This window comes from Tatumella ptyseos (assembly GCF_030552895.1).
In the GTDB taxonomy this organism is placed as follows: Bacteria; Pseudomonadota; Gammaproteobacteria; order Enterobacterales; family Enterobacteriaceae; genus Rosenbergiella; species Rosenbergiella ptyseos_A.
In genome coordinates this window covers 681,937-701,183 of the sequence record NZ_CP130649.1, presented here as the reverse complement: position 1 = coordinate 701,183, position 19,247 = coordinate 681,937, and the positions used below count along the sequence as shown (strand labels likewise).

Genomic DNA, 19,247 nt, shown 5'->3' with positions numbered 1-19,247 from the left:
ACCGCTCCTGAAGATCCTTTATTGTTATATTATAACATTACATTTAGCAGCGAGAATGAAACCCTCTATTCACCCGACTTATCGTCAAGTGGTATTCCACGATTTAGGCGCTGATCACTATATGGTGATTGGATCGACGATCAAAACCGACCGTACTGTCGAATATCAAGGCGAAATTTATCCTTACGTCACGTTAGACGTCTCTGCCCATTCGCACCCTTTCTATACCGGTAAGCAGAAAGAGTTTGCCAAAGAAGGCAGTGCTGCACGCTTTGCACAACGCTTCGGTCGTTTTTTTGAACACACCAAAAAGGAAAAAGAATGAAAGTCCTCAGCTCACTGAAATCGGCAAAGCAGCGTCACCCTGATTGCAAGATCGTCCGTCGGCATGGTCGCGTATTTGTGATTTGTAAAAGCAACCCGCGTTTTAAAGCCGTTCAAGGTACTAAGAAAAAACGTTAGGTTTTTAAATGACTAAAGCCAGAATATTCTGGCTTTGTGTTTGGACAAGCCCCACCCGTATCACCAATAATTAGAGCTTTCATCAGATTCGCTATCAGTTTACTAAATGTATCAATTTTTAAGCATTTTATAGCGTTATTTAAAAATACTCTTAGACGCCGTATCTTTATAGTTTTGCCCTCGCACGCAGGCTATCGCCCGGCCGTTGCGATTGCCTTGCCCCCGTTCAGTGTAACAGCGCATTAATCGCTGTCATTACCGTTATTCCTCGCAATGCTGTGTGAGCAGGGGGAGTTGATCATCCGGCTGGCTGAGGAATAAGCGGTGAGTCAAAATATTCCGGCTCGATTGGCTGGGGTCGTTAAAGGTTAATAATAATCTGGATCTACTCTACCTTCAACTTTCAGGATCTCAAGGAATCTGTTATAAGCGCATTCATCATATTCAAGTAGATCATCAAGAAGTTTTTCATCTATTAGTGGCTTATAGAAAATTCCGCCCTCAAAAAATATAAAATCACCAGATAACGCTGGATCAATGATCTTCACATCACTTGCTTTATAAGCAAGAAGTCCATTATATCCCTTTGAAAAACCGTAGAAATAAGTTTCTCCATGGCTCCAATAAACAGCATAAACATCAATGATTTTCTCAGAACTATTATTTTGTATTTTCATTATTTTCCCTTTAACGATGGACCTGGCTGCAATGGATTAGCTTGCGGCGTCACCATTTTCATATCATAAGCCTTTCCCGTATTTGAGTTGTATTGATAATGTATTGTGATATTAGAGCCATCAGGTAATTCATGAGTAACCTGCATTTTCTGGAATCCCGCTGATACAGGGAAGCGGGGATCTTTATTCATTCCCTTGAGTACCTCTCCAGCAGATGGATTAGCCTTAACTCCATTCCACAGAACCTTTTCATTCAAATCACGCGGGAATGGATTCTGTATTCCCTTGGCTGTTGTAATGTATTCTGCATTATTAATTAACTGTTGCTGCTCTTTCGTCAAAGAAGACAAACCTGGCGCTGAGTTATTGCTGACAGGTTTATCCACTGTCAACGCAATAATTACTGAAGCCAATATTCCTTTCTTGATATTATTTTCGTGCAGTTGCGTGTTGTTTACTACCGGTTCCAGTTCTGATATGGAATAAGCCGCCAGTTCCTGGCATTGAGCGGTACATTCTAATGAGGCAGCAAGCGCTTTAAGATCTGCCAGAGCAACTTTCTGATCGGCTATTGAGATCCCCGTAGATAATGCCTGCCTCTGCTTTTCTGCGTCCTGTTTTTTCAGGTCTGCCAAAAGCTGCTCTTTCTCAGAATCTGTTTTCGCGGCAGTATATTTCTCAGTGAAAGTTTTTATATCCTTATCACTCAGATAATTATTCTCAACCGTCACCTTCCCCGCCTGCATCCCTGCTAACGTACTCTCAGTATCGCCCCCAACTAAGCCTGCAGCCAAACCGGCGGCAAGGGTTGCTAGGGCGCTGACCGTCTGCTTCTTATCCTCGCTAAGCTCATTAACCTCAAGGCCATAAACTTGGCTGGCGATAATCCCTACTAGCTCTGCACTGCTGGCCCCAGCTGCCATGGCTAAAGGATCCTTACCCTGTGCCGCAGCCAGCGCCGCATTCACCGTCGCATGCGCTAACTGCTTGCCGAAGGTATCGAGACTACTTTGGCCAATAACATTAGCAATATAGGGGGCGGCTCCGCCGGCTAATGCTCCGCTAATATCCCCGCCGGCAAGGCCCTGTACTGCTGCGGTCGCCGCTTGGATGGCTCGCTGAACACTGCCACCATACCCGCCGCAAAGCTGCCATCCTGCCCTAGGTCAATCGCTGTCCATTTTGCCTGCGTCTGTGCTTTACAGGAGATGCTTTACATTCTGCGAGTTCTTCTTTCTTTTGAGCCTGTTGTTTCTGACTCAGATAATTATTCTCAACAGCAATCCCAGCCAATTGGTTGGGATTGGCGAAGCTACTTAGGTTCGGAGGGCGGTTTTTTGCGGAAGTTAAATTTATCTATTAGGTTAAAGACTATTGTCGCCGATGTAATAGCTGTTCCTGCAATGCCCCCGAAAATAATAGCTCTTTTTATCTGCCCATTGGGAATCAAAAAATATCCATTCTTGATGTATATAATGAATGAGGTGCCAGCACCTAAAATGAAGCAAAGCAGTATACAAAAAACACAAGAATAAATTAGCAATTTGATATATGCGTTCATTTTTTACCCTCCTTAGTTTTTTCAGGGGGATTTTGCGGTACCGGTGTATTTAAGAGGTCTTTTGTGTATCCTCCCAAAAATTCTGTGCCTAGTGAGCCTATAGCATCAAATACAAATCCAGGTACTTCCTTCCCAGTCAACGAATTAAAAACTCTTGGTGCGTGTTCACCAAATGCCCATCCCAACCCAGTACCACCTGAAACAGCACCACCAACAGACCCCATATCAGGCCCATCAATAAAAACCGCACCGCCTACCGCTATTCCAACGTTCTGCTGGATACTCCGTCCAGGTGCCAGCATCCCGGTAATTCCTGATGCTATACTACCTTTATAGTCCCAACTCTTATTTTCATTTCCGGGTTTACTTAAATCAAACCACTGGTAGCTTCCATTCGCTATCTCTGCGATAACTCCTCCGCCAATCACTTTGCCTACTGATGCCGCTGGCCCCAGATACCAAGCTCCCGCAATTAGTAAACCATCCGTATATCCCTCAACAATTGCTTTTGTTATATTAGCTCCCTCAGGTAAGTCCCCTTTCACATGCTGACTAAGCGCTGTTTTAATTTCATTTGGGGTTGCGCCTTTTTGAACCATAGAGGCTGCTAATGAAGACGCTGACTGGCCATAATCTGCCATTCCTGATGGAAGGCTCAGATAATTATTCTCAACCGTCACCTTCCCCGCCTGCATCCCTGCTAACGTACTCTCAGTATCGCCCCCAACTAAACCTGCAGCCAAACCGGCGGCAAGGGTTGCTAGGGCGCTGACCGTCTGCTTCTTATCCTCGCTAAGCTCATTAACCTCAAGGCCATAAACTTGGCTGGCGATAATCCCTACTAGCTCAGCTTCCTCTCGCTAATATTCCTGATGGTAGGCTCAGCCAGTTATTATCAACCATTATCCCGGCTCTATGGCCGGGATTTGCGTATGTTACTTGGGATTAAAAGGCGCGGACGGTTTCTCTTTCGACATGAGGCATTGCCCCACACCAATAATAGTCCCGCATCCGATTGATATTTCTGTGCCTCTGATTAAGTTATTTCGATCAAAATCAAAATCACCCACTAAAAAATAGGATGCCAGAGATATAAGTAATCGACTACCTACAAGAGTGATGAAAAGACCAACTATCCACGAAGTGATCAATGATAATAAGAGCTTAACTTTCTTATTTTTTATCATTCTTTTTCTCCAATTTTTGCTGAACTTTTTCGGCTAGATTTTGTGCGGAACTGCCGAGATATTCAGAACCGGCAGATTCAGCGACTGCCCCTGTTATTTTAGGTATAGTGAATTGAGGAATTGTAATTTGTAGTCGCTCCACACCTTTACCTCTGGTAGCACCTCCAAAGGTTCCAAAGCCGGCACCTATCATCGGAACTATAGCATCGTTCCCCTGCAACTTAGCCCCAACATAGGCTCCGCCCACACTTGCGGCTCCAGTAAACCAGAACCCTTTGCCCTGAGTTAGCCCGCTGATACCTGTCGCGATAAGCGCATCAGTGGCACTGAAAGGCCCCCCGCTGTTCAACTGATTGAACACATTTACCGATCCGCCGATTGCCCCTGCACCGATAATACTTCCCGCCGTTGCTGTAGCGGGAAGAAGAACAGGCGCCATAACTGTGCTCATTCCTGCACTCCATGCCGTTAATAAGCCAGTTGCTGTATTCTGTCCGGCAGGTAATTCACCCGTCACGAGCTTGTCTGAAGCATACTTAATTTGCTCTGGGGTTACCGGATTAAGTACTTTGCCATGCTCATCAGTTAGATTGGTATTATTTACCAGCGATCCCTGGGCCTGGATATTATTCTGGAAGCCAGTACCGAAGCCTTCCAGGCCACTCAGCCAGTTATTCTCAACATAATTTCATAAAGTTGCACTTTAGTGCACTAAAGTGAATTAAATTTTAAACTGGGATCGGATGTCGAGGTGCGGCCCTCACCATGTCGTCTTTTGAAGCACCGGCGCAGATGGCGGTACTCCAAAAATACATCTTGTCTGTTGTTGATGGATTCAAAGAAAAATCTCTCCAACTATGGGCGGGATTTCTTTAAGGACTGAAATTACTGCTATTCTATACGACCCTCTTCTTTTAGAATTTCTAAGAAACGTTTATAGGCAATCTCGTCACCTTCAACTAAATCATCAAGTAATTTTTCTTCTATCAAGGGTTTAAAAAAAACACCATCATCATAGAATACAAAGTCACCAGTCATTACGGAGTCAATAATCTCAACATCTTTTGCATTGTAAGCTAACAGGCCATTATACCCCTTAGAGAGGCCATAAAAATAAGTCTTTCCGCCGATCCAGTAAATTGCGAAAACATCAATTTTTTCATATTGATCTTTTACTATCATTTAATGGTTTCCTTAATCTTATCAATAACATTAGATGGATTACTCGGTTCTCTTTGTGGTGTAGTAATTTTCATATCATAAGCCTTACCAGTATTTGAGTTGTACTGGTAATGAATCGTTATACTGGAACCATCTGATAGCTTTTGACTCACTTGCATTTTCTGAAAACCAGCAGATGCAGGGAAACGAGGGTCATTATTCATTCCTTTAAGTGGTTGACCGTTAGATGGATTATTTTTAACCCCATTCCATAAAACCTTTTCGTTTAAATCTCTCGGATAAGGATTCTGTATTCCTTTAGCTGTCGTGATCGTTTCAGCATTTCTGATTAATTGTTGCTGCTCTTTCGTCAGCAAAGACAAGCCAGACCCAGAACTAACGGAGGTCGGTTTCTCTATAGTCAGAGCATAGATAACGCTGGCCAGTATTCCCTTTTTCAGATTGTCTTCATGTAATTGCGTATTGTTAGCTACTGGTTCAAGCTCACTAATAGAATAAGCAGTCAGCTCCTGACATTTCGCAATACATTCTGGCGATGCAGCGAGTGTTTTCAGATCAGCCAGCACCTCTTTCTGAGCGTTTATCGAAATCCCTGTATATAACGCCTGTTTTTGCTGCTCAATATCGAGTTTCTTCAGCTCGGCCATGAGAGCTTCTTTCTCGGTATCGGTTTTGGCCTTGGCGTATTTATCTGTAAAGGTTTTGATATCATCACTACTGAGGTAGTTATTCTCAACCGTCACCTTCCCCGCCTGCATCCCTGCTAACGTACTCTCAGTATCGCCCCCAACTAAACCTGCAGCCAAACCGGCGGCAAGGGTTGCTAGGGCGCTGACCGTCTGCTTCTTATCCTCGCTAAGCTCATTAACCTCAAGGCCATAAACTTGGCTGGCGATAATCCCTACTAGCTCTGCACTGGTGGCCCCAGCTGCCATGGCTAAAGGATCCTTACCCTGTGCCGCAGCCAGCGCCGTATTCACCGTCGCATGCGCTAATTGCTTGCCGAAGGTATCGAGACTACTTTGGCCAATAACATTAGCAATATAGGGAGCTGATCCGCCCGCTAATGCTCCGCTAATATCCCCGCCGGCAAGGCCCTGTACTGCTGCGGTCGCCGCTTGAATGGCTCGCTGAACGCTGCCACCAACACCTAAACCCGAGTCTTTCATTGCCTGCTGGTAAAATTGCTGGTAGGCGAACTCTACCAGCTTACGCTCATCGGGTTGTTGACCGGGATGCTGCTCAAGCCACTGCCCTGTCATCTCTTCCCGCTGCGCGGGGGTGAGCTGGGCGAGTTTCTCTTGCGCCGTTTTAGTCGCCGAAAGCTTGCCCTGGGTCTCAGCAATATTCGCCGCTTGTGCACCTATGCTGCTAATCAATTGCGCTTCGCGTAGACGGTTTTGCTCCTTTTCCTTATCAAATATTGGGTTGAGCGTCTCATGCGCATGATTGACATCGCGACTGAGCGACGCTAAAGACTGTGACTGCTCAGCCAGATCGCGAACGACTAGCGTCCCTTGGCTTATCGCTGACTGGGTGAAGGATTCAGCACTCCCAGTACCCTGACTTGCCGACAGTAAAGAGGTCGCGGCATCTTTAATTAGTTGCCCTACTGGGTCGCCCCCCGAACTCATTCCAACACTTTGGTGCTCAACCTTATACTGCGCATGATTACGGATATCCGAAAACCCAAGTGTCCCTGTCTCTAGACGATTATTCTGCGCAGCACCCGTCGAGCCGATAACTGCGCCGTGCAATTGAGTGTGTTGTCCCACCTCAATCATGAACCCACCCTGCCCGGCGAAAATCCCCGTTTGCTCCTGTACTGAGGCGTAAGTACTATCGATTTTATCGCGCGAGAGGTTGAGCGAGAATGAGCCACCGCCCATACTTGCGCTACCCCCCACGCTGGCACTGGTCTGTGTTGAAGCGTAATTATCGGTATCTTGCTCGCTAGTCAGGGTCAAGTGACGACCTACCGTCATCTCAACCTTCTTGCCGCTTGCCTGCGCACCGGTGAGTTGGGTATCCCGGCCACTGACGATAGTAAGTTTTTCACCGGCATCAAGCGTCGTCTCACGATGGGAAAGGGCATTCCCCTTCTCACGCCCTTTCGCCGTATTAAGGCTGGCGCTGACAGAAATCCCTTTAGCTCCAGTACCAAAGTTAAACCCAATCCCAACAGAGCCGCCCTGACTGCTATTTTTTCCGCTGACTTGTTGGCGGTCTATTGCCGATTCCAGCAGCACATCGCCTGTCGCCTTAAGGGTGATATCCTGACCTGCTTGAGCACGACTGCCCGTCAGTCGGATATCGCCGTCATGGGCGGTAATGGTAAGATTATTACCGGCTATCAATTGGCTGGCTTGATGTTGCTGCGTCGCGTGGACTTGGGTGGAGGTCGATGATTGGGTTCCCCAAGAGAGATTAATCCCCACCATGGTCCCCGCGGGCTCCGAACTCAATCCGTTAGCCTGTACCGCTTGGTAGGCTTGGACACCGGTCAAGGCTGACTGTACGCCTTTTAAAGCCGCTAAGCGTCCTGAGTTTTCCTCGCTCACGGAGGTCGCTTGGCTAATGGCTTGATTGACCAACGCCCCGACGCTGCCAGAGAGCGCTAAGGTGAAGCCACTGCTTTTTTGCTCAGAAAAATGGCTTTGACTGCTGTGCTGTTCACTGGCCGAGATAGTCACGTTCTGGGCGATTAAATTTAGGTCGCGTTTTGCTAACAGTTCAGCGCCGGTCAGGGTTAGCCCCTTGCCCGCCGTCAAGGTTAGGCTACCTTCGCTACTGCCCACTAAGCTCCCTAGATGAGTTACCGAACGCCCCTCATCCGTCGAGCGTTGTGTCTGTTGTCCATAACTAAAGCCAATCCCACCTGTCCCCGATAATCCCTTACGTTTTTCTTCGTAGCGATGGATCTCTTGGCGACTGTTCTCTGCCTGCGTCAAGCTCAGTGCATTACCGGCTTGCAGGACGACCTGTTGCGACCCAATAGCGCGACTGCCGACTAAGCTCAGATCATGTCCCGCCTGCAGGTGGACCTGCTCACCTTCCACCGCACTGCTTAATGCCTGTGTCGTCGAAACGCTATCATGGCGCGTCTGCGTTTTACTGGATAACCATCCGCCGCTACGTTGCTGACTATTCTCAGTCACCCACTGTTGCGACTGACCACTTTTCAGCGTGAGATCACGCCCCGCTGTCAAACTTAGGCCATCCCCCGCACTCACCTTTGCCGCCTGTAGGCTGATATCACGTCCCGCTGATAAGGTTATTTGGCCATTTCCTTTGACATGACTTCCCAGTTCGCTCGTCTGGGTGACGCGTCGATCGTTGCCTTTCCCCCACTCTAACGACTCGTGGCTTGTGGTCGTCACGGTAGTCAGTTGCAGATCGTTGCCCGCCGATAGTTGTGTATGGCTACCTTTCCCCTTATTTTCGACCAAACTGCCTGCCAAAGTGAGGTCGTTCTGTGCGTGTAACCTTAAGCTCCCACCTTCGCTCTGCACAAAAATCGAGGCAGGCCGATCCCGCCAACGATGTTCACCCTCTTCTGCCATCACGGTTTGACTGGTGATGTTTCCTCCCGCTAACAGCGAGAGACTTTGATCGGCGTGCAGCAGCCCTCCCAACTGAGTAATATCGTGCAGCGCGGTCAATGCCACCTGACGACCGAAAAGATCGCCAAGATGGGTGATGTTGTCAGCCTTGATCTGCACTGACTCGCGTCCTAGCAGACTGCCACTGTTCACCAAATCGCCAGTGAGTTGTAATGACATCTGCCGTGCAGAGAGTAACCCACCTTCGCGAGTGACATCGCCGCTTTGAACCTGTGCGTAGACTTGGGGCACTAGCACCTTGTGCGTAGCGCCATCAGCCAGTGTGACCTCTTGTTGAACCAACCACACCATATCACTGGTCAGCTGCGCCATCTGCTCGGTGGTTAACGCTATTCCAGGGGTGAGTTGAAAACGCTGAGCAAAAGCGACTCCGGCCTCCAGTAGTGCGCGATATTGCTGCTCGTCATTGTCAAAGCCTTGTAAAAAGCGGCTACCGGTTAAGGTAATAATTTGCTCTCGTACTAAGGCTTGCTCATAAAAGCCATCGCCTAAGCGCTTAGCCAGTAAACCTTCTGTCCAGGAGAACTGGCCGTATACCTGGTTACTACTAAGAAACTGCCTAGCGTCGGTAAAACGGGGGTCGGTTTCAATTAAGTACGGCACATCGGCTGCCGGGCGTAGCTGATACAGTGCACTGTTCGGTAACGTCACCTTCGCGGGGACGAAGTGGATCGTTTTCCCCGTTTCGCTGACCACGCGGTTAATGGCCTGTTGGGCATCAGGCTGTTGCAGGTTATCGAGGGTACTGGTGTGACTGCCCTCAGCAGGAACTGCCTGCGACGTCCGCCCCGCGATTGTCTTTCCACTACTCTGCGCGGAACTATTTTCCTGCCAACGGTGCTGCTGAAAATCGATCGTCGTGGTCGTGGGCTGGGGGGCGTAACCGCTAGTGCGCTTACCTTGACTGGTGACGGTGCCTAATATCCCAGAGCTTTTCTTCGCATACCATCGAGTGACCGTGCCAATATCGGTGGTGATCCGCTCCCCCCACGTCACAATATTGCTCAGCGAACCGATAGTCCCCAGTAACCTTGCGCCCGCCATCACGATACTGTCTTGGTTGGTCACCTGTTGACTGCTGAGGGTTAAATCGCCGCCGGCAATAATTTTTCCGGGATCGCTTTTTACGATCTGTGTTTCCAGTACGGTACGCTGATAGCGATACTCATAAAAATCCTCGCTCTGTGTACCATCCGGCATTTTTGCCGTATGGACCCCATATTTATTTTTATCGCGGGTATCAACCTCCTGCCAATCGTAACGCTGTGCAGAACCGCTGAGTGCCGCCTCGTGGTGAGTCGTATTTTCCACCTCAACTAAGGCTGTGGTTAAGGTCTCGTTAAGGTTAGTGATACGCTGACTGTTTAGCGTCATCGATCCCAATGCCTCGATGGTGGCGCTCGAGTTATATAATTCAGTCGCTTGGCCTTGGGCTCGTCGCTGCGCATCAAGCTTGGCCCCGACCACTAACTCGCCAGCGCTAAAAATAAGACTATTTAGCAGATTATGGAGGTGATACGTGGCGATCGATAAGTGCTGACGCGCCGCGGTAATCGGCGATAGGCCAGCCTCTTGGCGCTGGGTGAAGCGCTGAGCCTCTAACGCTAAATGGTCGCCATAGAGCCGCCCGCTCCCAATATTATCCAGCTGTTCAGCGCGAATAAGCGTTAGGTCGCCATCAATCAGCCCCTGATTAAGTAGGGTATTTTGTACCTCAATATCGGTGTGACTGGCGCTGATTTCGCCCTGTTGCAGGTTGGTCAGTGAGGGAAGTCGCAGGGCCATTATCCCCCCCGCGCTTAGTAGACCTTGGTTATCAAGGCCTTGTTGAAAAGAGGCGGTAATGTCTCCCTTCGCGCGTATCCGCCCGCGATGGAGAAAACGCTGATCGAAGCTAAGCTGCATGTCACGATGAGATAATAGGTCGCCCACCCCCTGCAGCGCGCCAGCCTGGATCACTAGCTGTTGCCCAGCCACCATGTTGCCCGCCTCGTTATGGACGAGCGTATCGGACGTCCCTTGCACCTGTAATTGCTGGCCCGCAGCAAGCCGCCCGGCATCGTTATTAAGAGAGGTCGTCATGGTGACATGGAGGTTGCCTTGGCTATGTATCGTGCCCTGACGATTATCAAGCCCCTGCGCAATACTTGCCTGAATATTACCGATGGCTTGCAGCGTCCCTTGATGATTGTTCAGCTGTCCGGTACTCAGTTGTAACTGCCCCCCCGCCGCTAGGCGTCCTGTGGTATTTTCCAGCGCTTGACCCGCAGTCTGTAAGCGCATATTGGCTTTGCTCGCAATACGTCCTTGGGTATTAATAAGCGCGCCACTCTCAAGCAATAAGTCTTTACCCGCCAGCAGTTCACCTTGGGTGTTGTTGAGTGCCGCGCGCTGCGTCGTCAGGGTGAGTTGTTGATTCGCTTGGATCAAGCCTTGCACATTGGTTAATCCGGCCGATTTTATAGAGAGATCTCCCCCACTCAGGATCCTACCCACCTGATTATCCAGTACCTCACCGTTCAGCGTTAAGTTGCCCTGACTTACAATCCCCCCCGTTTGCAACGTTTCTCGGTTAGTGATCTTGCCCTGTTTCGCGGTGAGGGTTAGCGATTCACCCGCTTGGATCAGTCCCCGATCGTTATCGATACCTTGACTGGTGAGCGTGAGATTTTTACTAGCACTAATCACCCCTTGCTGATTATTGAGGCTGGATAAATCGGTATGAATCGCTAGCTTTGCTGCGCTAATTTTTCCCTGCTGATTATTGAGTTGCCCGCCGGTCAAGGTTAAGCGCTGACTCTGCGTAATCAGGCGGCCTTGATAATTGTCCATCCCTTCCTGAAGGGAGAGTGTTAAGGCTTGTTCGCCGCTCTGCTGCAAGGTGCCGGAGCGATTGGAGAGACGCGTTGCCTTTATCGAGAGTTTCTCAGCACTTAAATGACCTGCATCATTATTCAGCTGCTGCGCGCTGTTGATACGGATATCCTGTGCAGCGACCACCGCATTGCGCGTATCGATATTCCCTGATGTAGAGATAAAATCGACACTGTTGGCATGAGTCTGGCTGCCATCGGCATTCACCGCTGTGGCCTTGACCACCACACCCTCTTTCGCTCGGTTATCACCGCTCAGGGTGATCGCCTGATTACTGCTGAGATGTAGATGACCGGTTGGACCCATTTGCCCGTCACGCTTGACTCCCGCCGCCAGAGTACCGCTACTCGCTAGACTGCCTTGGGAGGTGAGTTGAATATTCTGGCTGGCTTGTAGGTGTCCCCGGTGAGTGAGTGTCCCCTGAGAAGTGATCACCACATCGCCTGCGCCAGCGCCTATGGTCCCGGCATTGTGGACCCCGACGCCGGACTCGGTGCCGCGTAACAGGATTTTATTGGCATACATGCCTCCCAACTGAGAGACATCCACCGCAAACTGCGGACGCTCACTGCCTTGCGTGCTGTGGACCCTGACCGTTCCGTCATGGGCATTAATAGTATTCTGGCCGGTGGTGATCGACAGGGTTTGTGCCTGCAATGCCGCGTTAATCTTCACCGCACGGGCCAGTAGCGTCGTGCTATCTTGGCGGGTACTCTCCATCCCCTTCCCCTCGACACGTATCGTTCCCTGCTCCACCTTGTAATGGCTAAGGTTGCCATTCGCTAAGTGGACCTGCCCAGTGGTTAACGTTGTGCGATTGGCATTAATAAAGCCGCAACCGTCACAGGTGATCCCCGCGGGGTTAGCAATAATAATATCGGCTTGGCGGCCCGCAACCTCCAACATGCCGTTCAATAAAGAAGGGTCTCGGCTATTCACCTCATTAAGGATGACTTTCGCCTCGCCTTTGGCAAGCCATGGATTGGCGACCACCTGTCCGGCAAGCTGAGTCTGGCTGGTGGTACGGCCATTATTCAAAATCGCCCCCCGATGCTCGATATCGAACTGCGTATATTTATTATGAGAAACCCCTGCAGCACTGGGGGCTTGAATATTGATCTGCTCAAGACCATTCGCCGTCTGTAAAATAGTCGGCTGCTGATGGGAAGAGGCTTGCGAGTTAGCGATAACCTTTGCTTGTGCCGGAACACTGATAGCTCCTGCCGCCAATAACATCCCTAGGCTTAGCCGGGTTAAGCGAAATGCCGAGGCGATCGGCCGAGCAGCGCAGGTGCAGGGGGCGGTAAGGGTATTAGCCGATACGGTAATGTCGGCGACCACCATCGACATACCTCGAGCGGGATTAAATACGATACGGTAGCGATTTTTATTCATCCATGAATCCTTAGTATTGCCAATTGAGCGAAAAGCCAAGGGTGAAGCTATCTTTCATAAAACCTTGCGGGGCCGCTAAAGGGACACCGATAAAAGTCTCATATCCGGTGGATAACAGCTGTCCCCGCACGCCTACAATGCTGCCTACCAGATACCGTCCTAATTGCTGAGGCGAACCTTTACCATTTAGTAAGCCATAATCGATCCCCAGATAGAGTTGCTGTGCGCTGAAGGGGGTAAACCAACTCCATTCGTTACGTAGCAATGCCCCTTGATCGGCGTTGAGTGAACGCTCACCATCGAAACCTCTCACTGTCCAACGGCTGCCGATTGAGAACTGTTCCGAGGGGGTTAACTTTGTTGACGTGAATTGCTGTTGATACTGCAGCTGATAGCGAAACTGCTGGCTCGCGAGGGTGAAAGGGAACGCAATATCGGCGCTAAGCTGAAGGATACGACTGAGTGCCGTGGCGTCGCCAAAGGTCTCCTCACTCGCCGTTAAGGCACCAAACCAGCGCGTGCCCTGTTGATAACTCACACCAAGATTCAGGACAGCACGATCAATAAACTGCTGATGTTGTAGGCTGGCTTTCCATGAGGTAGTTTTTCGATGTTGAGCATCGATCGCCGTGTTATCAATAAAGTTCCTGGATTCACGCAGCGCCACTTCTCCCGTTAGCCGAGTTTTGTGCTGGCTCCCTCGATGGATAACCCGTCCCAACTGTAGCGCGAGCTGGTGACTTTGGCCGCGGTAACGGTAATCTGCATTGGCGCCGGCAATAGTCTGACTGTAATCACTATAGCTCGCCGTGAGACTGGCAAGCCAGTAACCATAAGGTAGCGAATACTGCCCGGTATAGTTATGTGTCCCCTTCCCTCCGCCAGGTAATAAGGAGCGTCCGGCGTAAAGATATAGACTGTCACTGAACGAAAGCGGATTATCGAGATAAAGTGTCGTCCCGCCCTGATAGCGGCCTGTACTGCGAGTACCGGAATCATCAAGCGAGACCCCTAGTCGCCACTTACGGGATTGCTGCCAGTTGACGACGATATCGCTCTCTCCTGGTCGTTCGGTAGGCACAATCTCCATACTCGCTTGGACGGTCGGCAGCCGCTGTAGGTTTTCCAAACCTTGCTCTAATCCGCGAAGATCAAGTAGCTCTCCCGTTCGCGTAGGAAACGCATTACTTAACGTCACAGCTCGAGTTGATGCTGCGGTGGCGATCAACTGTTTGAGCTTACCCGGAACTATTGTTAGAGAAAGCTGCCCTGTGGTGAGATCTTGCTGAGAAGCCAGCACGCGAGTGGTGACATAACCATGATCCACCAGCAGGTTCTGAAGGCGACGCATAAGAAGATTAATCCCTGTTCCGCCTAAACACTGCCCTACTGCTGTCGTAGCCAGTCGCTGTAGCGGCACCCAATGAGGGATCGCTTCACTACCGCTAAGCGAAACCTGTCCGATTGGAAAGCAGGGTATTTCTTGAGGAAAACCGCTTTGCGGAGAAGGCGTTGTCGGCACGTCAAGATGAATGGTCGGCTGCTCTGGTGCTAAGCGTTGCTCCAACGCCCGCTGCTGCGCTTGTTGATGAATGCGTTGCAGATCATCGCGGGGGGGAGGTGTAGATACCTGTCGCGATGTAGACGATGCCTCTCGCCAAAGTGGCTCGGAAGAGGCCTGGCTCTGACCCAAAAAACAGAGTAAACCCAACACCGGTAATAACAAGTGTCGAGGAAAAGTGAAATAATCTACCACGAGATTCCCTTTCGTATTGAGCGCGTAACCATCCTGTTACACGTTGCTGTCGAAGGCGATATTAACGCCGCCCCTCACCTTAGCAAGGGCTCACGACACAAATACAGTGTTATTTTAAAATCAGTAGTACTTTCGTATTATTTATTGTGCTTTATCACATTAAAATTAAAATTTATTGCAGCCACTCACTCAACCAACAATAAATAATAATTAAGGGGTTAGTTTATTTCTTAACTCTTACTGAAAATAATAATCATGGTATTTATAAATCGAAACACTACTAGCCTGTTATTTGATAAAAATTAGTAGCGAATCCTAATTCAGTGATTTTTTCCTATTTGAAGCGATAGTTAGTACTATTCTTACTTAACGTATCGGCTAAATAAGACTGGCCGAAGACTTAATCTAGTCGTATTTTAACGAGTCTAGTCATCGCGGAGGGATTAAGACGTAGCCTTCAGCTTACAGATACCAATACTTTCATTATGAATGACTGGCCGTATACGACTGTTGTAGCCTCATCCACATTTCTGGTGTACTACCAATAGTCTCCGCCAACTTAACCGCCAGCGTTGGCGTAACATCAGAACAGCCGTTTATCAAGCTATCTAGCTGATCGACCGAAATACCAAGGCGTTCAGCTAAAGTAACCTTGTCCAATTGCAGTTCTGGCATCTCTTCGGCGATATAGCGACCTGGGTGGGGTGACTTACGCGGGTAATTCATCAATGCTCCTTTAGCAGGTTAACTGCCATGCTTTGGGCGATCCATCGAGTCTTAACTCTTGGCCGCGTTGTTAAATTTTCTCTTTTCCAACTCGCCGACCCAAATCGATATACTGGTGAATATTCTCTTTTGTCACAAGACGCATTAACGTCTCAAGATTAAATATAGGATTATTACCTTGAGAGACGTTATTTCCTTCTGCGTTCTCTATTTTTATTCTATTCACGCCTTTGCCGTCTAGGCTGACTTCTGATGATGCCATTTTTAGCTAATCTCCTCCAATCGTTGACATCAAATTCTAGTTTACTCATTAATCATCACAGCTTTATCGAAGCTCACCGGCTTGAGCTGATTATCAACAATATAGTTTCCACTAGGAAGAAAATCGACCGTTGCCGACTGTTTAAGCCGAGTCAGACAGGTCAGGGTAAAAATTGTCGGTAACGTAGAATCTAACTCAGTCATCACCGAGAAGGTCTTGCTATTCTGTTTGGGGAGAGCGGTGAGTCGGTAGAACCAATGGTGATTTGCAGAGAAAGCCCCCTGCTTCGACGCTGGTATGTCAGGACTGCTCAACACCAGCCGCGTCTTGCTGCTGGTCATGAAATCGGCCTGAAAACGACTGCCAACAGTATAAACCGTCGCGCGAGAGAGCAGTAGTGTCCCATTCGGTGACTGCTGTGAGCGATAAGCGACGGTACAGTGCTCATACTTTTCAACCTGTACCATATTGGGTGAGTCGGTATGAATAGGCTGATAATAGTGAGTACAGCCCAGTAGTGAGACAACTGCAACAGATAGTATCGCGAATTTCATTTCTCACTCTCCTGAGTGGTTGCGTTCAATTATAAGCACGAGTGATTGTGCCCTATTTTCAGCACAGAGAAATAGTATTAGGAAGATACTTTATATTGAATCCTGATGATATCCATTCATTATTGTGTAGCAAAGGTAGGCATGGGTCATTCGCGCTGTGTCAAAACGCGTGTTGAGCGGGTAATCAATTTACCTTTACTGAGTCTGCCTAGACTCATTCACTCAAAGGTAGGTTTTTCCAAAATAATGAATCGAACAGCTGATCAGTATCTGGCCCAGTAGGCAGATCAAGCTGACGGAGAGCGAAGAGGCTTTGCGCGCGGAATACTGTCTCAGTTCGTTTGTGATTACGCTTGATACCATCAGGATCAACTTGGCCTTTGGAATGCCGATAGACCACATAGATTTCGTTGTCACGCTTTTTAAAAACGCAGGTATCCCAACGATGACTCCCCTTACGCCGAAAAGTACGACTCAGGAGTTCACCAAAGGTATCCCGATCATCCTGCTTAAAATCGTACATTTCCCCCCCTCTATTCCTCCGAGAATAAGGTCGAGTATAGGAATTTTACTGGCGATAACTCTAGGCGGAATTTTCTCAAAATATAAACATTAGTTAAATTATAGTTACAGTGTCGAGAGTTCAGAAAGGAGAGCAGTAATGTCCGAGAAAAAGCCCCTGTTTTTTGTCGACCCGTTTTCTGGTTCACGCCAACAGCGTCGCTTCGCACTTGAGTTATTTCGCGAAGTTGATGGGAGCTATCGTATTATCCAAAGCCGGTTGAGTACTATTCTCTAAGTCTTGGATGAGGAGAAACAACCCCTCGCCACTAGTAAGAGTGAACTGCAGAACATGAATCTCGGTAACAACCGTCTGATTAAACAACTCCGACGGTCTGAATGGTGGGAGAGCAAGGAGTAAGCACGGAGGTAAGCCGGTAGAGGCGAATTAAAGGATGATTAGGCGCTTGTTTGAGTGGTGTACCTAGATAAATCTCTGTTCTATACCGCAAGATACTGATAATAATGCCAAGTGCACCGTACAAAATAAAAAAGGCTGACAGATGTCAGCCTTTTTTTCGTGCTAAACGTTAATCATTGCCAAAAAGATCACGGGTATAGACTTTATCCCGAACATCCTGCAGCTCTTCGACTAGGCGGTTAGCGATAATCACATCACACTGCTGCTTTAATTGTTGCAGGTCATGGGTTACCGGCGAATTGAAGAAGGTCTCTTCATGCAGAACCGGTTCATAGACCATGACGTCAATACCCTTAGCTTTAAGGCGTTTCATAATGCCTTGGACAGCGGAGGCACGGAAATTATCGGATCCTGCTTTCATGACCAAACGATAAATCCCGACACGTTTCGGTTGTTTTTTTAGAATACTTTCAGCAATAAAATCTTTACGGGTGCGGTTCGCATCGACAATAGCATTGATAATATTATTCGGAACCTGCTCGTAGTTGGCTCTGAGCTGTTTGGTATCTTTAGGCAGACAATAACCACCGTAACCAAAAGAAGGGTTATTATAATGGTCACCAATCCGAGGGTCGTGACTCACCCCTTCAATAATCTGGCGTGCATCAAGACCGTGATGCTCAGCATAGCTATCTAGCTCATTAAAGTAGGCAATACGTAACGCAAGATAGGTATTAGCGAAGAGTTTGATTGCCTCCGCTTCCGTGTCATCAGTAAAGAGTACAGGAATATCTTGCTTTTCAGCCCCATCAGCCAATAACTGTGCGAATTTCTTGGCCGCATCACTTTGGCTACCCACCACAATGCGTGAAGGGTGCAAATTATCATACAGGGCCTTACCCTCACGTAAGAATTCAGGTGAGAAAATAATATTCTCCACACCTAATTTATCCTTCAACGCACGAGTAAATCCGACCGGAATGGTCGATTTAATTACGATAGTGGCCTGCGGGTTAATCGCTAAAACATCGTCAATCACTGACTCGACGCTACGTGTATTAAAGTAGTTTGACTCGACATCATAGTCGGTGGGCGTCGCCACAATGACATAATCAGCATTTTGATAAGCCAAATTTTTGTCGGTCGTTGCGGTAAAATTGAGGGGCTTGTTAGCGAGGTAAAACTCTATCTCTTTATCAACAATCGGTGATTGTTTATTATTTAATTTTTCAACCTTCTGCTGGTCTATATCCAACGCCACGACTTCATTATGTTGTGCAAGTAAAAGGCCGTTCGAAAGTCCAACATAACCAGTGCCAGCAATAGCAATCTTCATTACCTGATTTCCTGTATTTGGGTCGAATAATTAGAATTTTTAATTTTTTAGGCCTGTAGTATGCCTGCATTATTTACATTCTGCGAAAACTAATTATCTAACCCGTTCATTTTCAGATTAAAAGAATAAGTTAATCCATTGCAATTCTTTCAGTTTACAGGGGGGAGACTAAAAAATGTTTAGCGCCTTTTATGCTGAACGTATCAAAAAGCACGTCTAGGGTTGCTCGATCAGCTTTAGTCTTAGAGCTACTTTGGGAACTGTAAGTGAGGGTTCAAACTCAGAGTATTCTCTTTTTCTTGCCTCCAGCCCACACTTGGAGGAGTCTGCACTATAATAAAAAGTGATATATCCCTTATGGAGAATGAGAATGAAACGATTAGCGATTCTTGCTTCAGCATTAACCCTTTCCTTTGGTGCCTTCGCCGCAACACAAGCTAGTGAAGAGACGTTAGCCACCGCTCACAAAGGCGCGGATACCGCTAAAGAAAAACTGCATGAAGCCCAGAACACAGGCGCCCAGCAGAAGCTTAAAGCGAAGCATGCCGCAGAAGGGAAAGCCAACTCCACCGGCAGTAAAATTTCTGAAGGTTCGCAAAAGGCTTGGCACAGCACCAAGCAAGGCGCGGAAAAAGGCTGGGATAAAACTAAAGAAAGTGCAGAAGACCTCAAAAATGATATTTCACCCTAGTTATTAGGGTCAGGGTCCTATCCTCGGATAGGACCTGCG

At 48.2% G+C, this 19,247-nt stretch carries 16 protein-coding genes and 1 pseudogene; 4 read left to right on the top strand and 13 right to left on the bottom strand.

Annotated features, from left to right (window positions below; genetic code table 11):
* Positions 1–55 precede the first annotated feature (55 nt).
* Both QJR74_RS03430 and ykgO read left to right on the top strand, forming a co-directional pair.
* Complete coding sequence (locus tag QJR74_RS03430; protein WP_304373212.1) at positions 56–325, top strand: type B 50S ribosomal protein L31; 270 nt, start codon at positions 56–58, stop codon at positions 323–325.
* Positions 322–462, top strand: coding sequence for a type B 50S ribosomal protein L36 (gene ykgO, locus QJR74_RS03425; protein ID WP_048913566.1), 141 nt, complete (start codon positions 322–324; stop codon positions 460–462). The genes QJR74_RS03430 and ykgO overlap by 4 nt, the downstream gene beginning before the upstream one ends.
* A 368-nt stretch (positions 463–830) precedes the next feature.
* Here the strand turns inward: ykgO and QJR74_RS03420 are convergent, their stop codons facing one another.
* From QJR74_RS03420 to QJR74_RS03365, 12 genes and pseudogenes are all read right to left on the bottom strand, one after another.
* Positions 831–1,139 carry a hypothetical protein gene (locus tag QJR74_RS03420; protein WP_304373211.1) on the bottom strand — a complete coding sequence of 103 codons (309 nt, stop codon included), beginning with the start codon at positions 1,137–1,139 and terminating at the stop codon, positions 831–833.
* On the bottom strand, positions 1,139–2,062 hold the full coding sequence (locus QJR74_RS03415) for a VENN motif pre-toxin domain-containing protein (RefSeq protein WP_304373210.1): 924 nt from the start codon (positions 2,060–2,062) through the stop codon (positions 1,139–1,141). The genes QJR74_RS03420 and QJR74_RS03415 overlap by 1 nt, the downstream gene beginning before the upstream one ends.
* 203 nt (positions 2,063–2,265) lie before the next feature.
* A pseudogene (locus QJR74_RS15235) lies at positions 2,266–2,420 on the bottom strand (VENN motif pre-toxin domain-containing protein); the annotation flags it as partial.
* A 276-nt stretch (positions 2,421–2,696) separates the two neighbouring features.
* Positions 2,697–3,533, bottom strand: coding sequence for a VENN motif pre-toxin domain-containing protein (locus tag QJR74_RS03405; protein ID WP_304373955.1), 837 nt, complete (start codon positions 3,531–3,533; stop codon positions 2,697–2,699).
* Between the two features lie 340 nt (positions 3,534–3,873).
* The gene (locus tag QJR74_RS03400) at positions 3,874–4,404 is read right to left on the bottom strand and encodes a hypothetical protein (protein ID WP_304373208.1); all 531 of its coding nucleotides are present in this window, start codon (positions 4,402–4,404) and stop codon (positions 3,874–3,876) included.
* A 374-nt stretch (positions 4,405–4,778) separates the two neighbouring features.
* The gene (locus QJR74_RS03395) at positions 4,779–5,069 is read right to left on the bottom strand and encodes a hypothetical protein (RefSeq protein WP_304373207.1); all 291 of its coding nucleotides are present in this window, start codon (positions 5,067–5,069) and stop codon (positions 4,779–4,781) included.
* The gene (locus QJR74_RS03390) at positions 5,066–12,961 is read right to left on the bottom strand and encodes a hemagglutinin repeat-containing protein (protein ID WP_304373206.1); all 7,896 of its coding nucleotides are present in this window, start codon (positions 12,959–12,961) and stop codon (positions 5,066–5,068) included. The genes QJR74_RS03395 and QJR74_RS03390 overlap by 4 nt, the downstream gene beginning before the upstream one ends.
* Positions 12,962–12,971: 10 nt before the next feature.
* The gene (locus QJR74_RS03385) at positions 12,972–14,717 is read right to left on the bottom strand and encodes a ShlB/FhaC/HecB family hemolysin secretion/activation protein (RefSeq protein WP_304373205.1); all 1,746 of its coding nucleotides are present in this window, start codon (positions 14,715–14,717) and stop codon (positions 12,972–12,974) included.
* Between the two features lie 483 nt (positions 14,718–15,200).
* Positions 15,201–15,443, bottom strand: a complete 243-nt coding sequence (locus QJR74_RS03380) for a HigA family addiction module antitoxin (RefSeq protein WP_304373204.1) — start codon at positions 15,441–15,443, stop codon at positions 15,201–15,203.
* A gap of 70 nt (positions 15,444–15,513) precedes the next feature.
* On the bottom strand, positions 15,514–15,705 hold the full coding sequence (locus tag QJR74_RS03375; RefSeq protein ID WP_304373203.1) for a hypothetical protein: 192 nt from the start codon (positions 15,703–15,705) through the stop codon (positions 15,514–15,516).
* Positions 15,706–15,746: 41 nt separating this feature from the next.
* Entirely contained in the window at positions 15,747–16,259 is a 513-nt protein-coding gene (locus tag QJR74_RS03370) for a hypothetical protein (RefSeq protein WP_304373202.1), read from the bottom strand.
* A 214-nt stretch (positions 16,260–16,473) separates the two neighbouring features.
* Positions 16,474–16,782, bottom strand: coding sequence for a hypothetical protein (locus QJR74_RS03365; RefSeq protein WP_304373201.1), 309 nt, complete (start codon positions 16,780–16,782; stop codon positions 16,474–16,476).
* Between the two features lie 138 nt (positions 16,783–16,920).
* On the opposite strand from QJR74_RS03365, the gene QJR74_RS03360 reads away from it, so the two are divergent.
* The gene (locus QJR74_RS03360; RefSeq protein ID WP_304373200.1) at positions 16,921–17,058 is read left to right on the top strand and encodes a hypothetical protein; all 138 of its coding nucleotides are present in this window, start codon (positions 16,921–16,923) and stop codon (positions 17,056–17,058) included.
* A 292-nt stretch (positions 17,059–17,350) separates the two neighbouring features.
* Here QJR74_RS03360 and QJR74_RS03355 read toward each other — a convergent pair whose 3' ends face one another.
* On the bottom strand, positions 17,351–18,517 hold the full coding sequence (locus QJR74_RS03355; protein WP_304373199.1) for a nucleotide sugar dehydrogenase: 1,167 nt from the start codon (positions 18,515–18,517) through the stop codon (positions 17,351–17,353).
* Positions 18,518–18,887: 370 nt separating this feature from the next.
* On the opposite strand from QJR74_RS03355, the gene QJR74_RS03350 reads away from it, so the two are divergent.
* The gene (locus QJR74_RS03350) at positions 18,888–19,208 is read left to right on the top strand and encodes a hypothetical protein (protein ID WP_304373198.1); all 321 of its coding nucleotides are present in this window, start codon (positions 18,888–18,890) and stop codon (positions 19,206–19,208) included.
* The last annotated feature ends 39 nt before the right edge of the window (positions 19,209–19,247 follow it).

Bases quoted from the DNA above. Each gene is read 5' to 3' on its own strand.
- QJR74_RS03430 (WP_304373212.1), top strand. From the start codon at position 56: ATGAAACCCTCTATTCACCCGACTTATCGTCAAGTGGTATTCCACGAT.
- ykgO (WP_048913566.1), top strand. From the start codon at position 322: ATGAAAGTCCTCAGCTCACTGAAATCGGCAAAGCAGCGTCACCCTGAT.
- QJR74_RS03420 (WP_304373211.1), bottom strand. From the start codon at position 1,139: ATGAAAATACAAAATAATAGTTCTGAGAAAATCATTGATGTTTATGCT.
- QJR74_RS03415 (WP_304373210.1), bottom strand. From the start codon at position 2,062: ATGGCAGCTGGGGCCAGCAGTGCAGAGCTAGTAGGGATTATCGCCAGC.
- QJR74_RS03395 (WP_304373207.1), bottom strand. From the start codon at position 5,069: ATGATAGTAAAAGATCAATATGAAAAAATTGATGTTTTCGCAATTTAC.
- QJR74_RS03390 (WP_304373206.1), bottom strand. From the start codon at position 12,961: ATGAATAAAAATCGCTACCGTATCGTATTTAATCCCGCTCGAGGTATG.
- QJR74_RS03380 (WP_304373204.1), bottom strand. From the start codon at position 15,443: ATGAATTACCCGCGTAAGTCACCCCACCCAGGTCGCTATATCGCCGAA.
- QJR74_RS03375 (WP_304373203.1), bottom strand. From the start codon at position 15,705: ATGGCATCATCAGAAGTCAGCCTAGACGGCAAAGGCGTGAATAGAATA.
- QJR74_RS03370 (WP_304373202.1), bottom strand. From the start codon at position 16,259: ATGAAATTCGCGATACTATCTGTTGCAGTTGTCTCACTACTGGGCTGT.
- QJR74_RS03365 (WP_304373201.1), bottom strand. From the start codon at position 16,782: ATGTACGATTTTAAGCAGGATGATCGGGATACCTTTGGTGAACTCCTG.
- QJR74_RS03360 (WP_304373200.1), top strand. From the start codon at position 16,921: ATGTCCGAGAAAAAGCCCCTGTTTTTTGTCGACCCGTTTTCTGGTTCA.
- QJR74_RS03355 (WP_304373199.1), bottom strand. From the start codon at position 18,517: ATGAAGATTGCTATTGCTGGCACTGGTTATGTTGGACTTTCGAACGGC.
- QJR74_RS03350 (WP_304373198.1), top strand. From the start codon at position 18,888: ATGAAACGATTAGCGATTCTTGCTTCAGCATTAACCCTTTCCTTTGGT.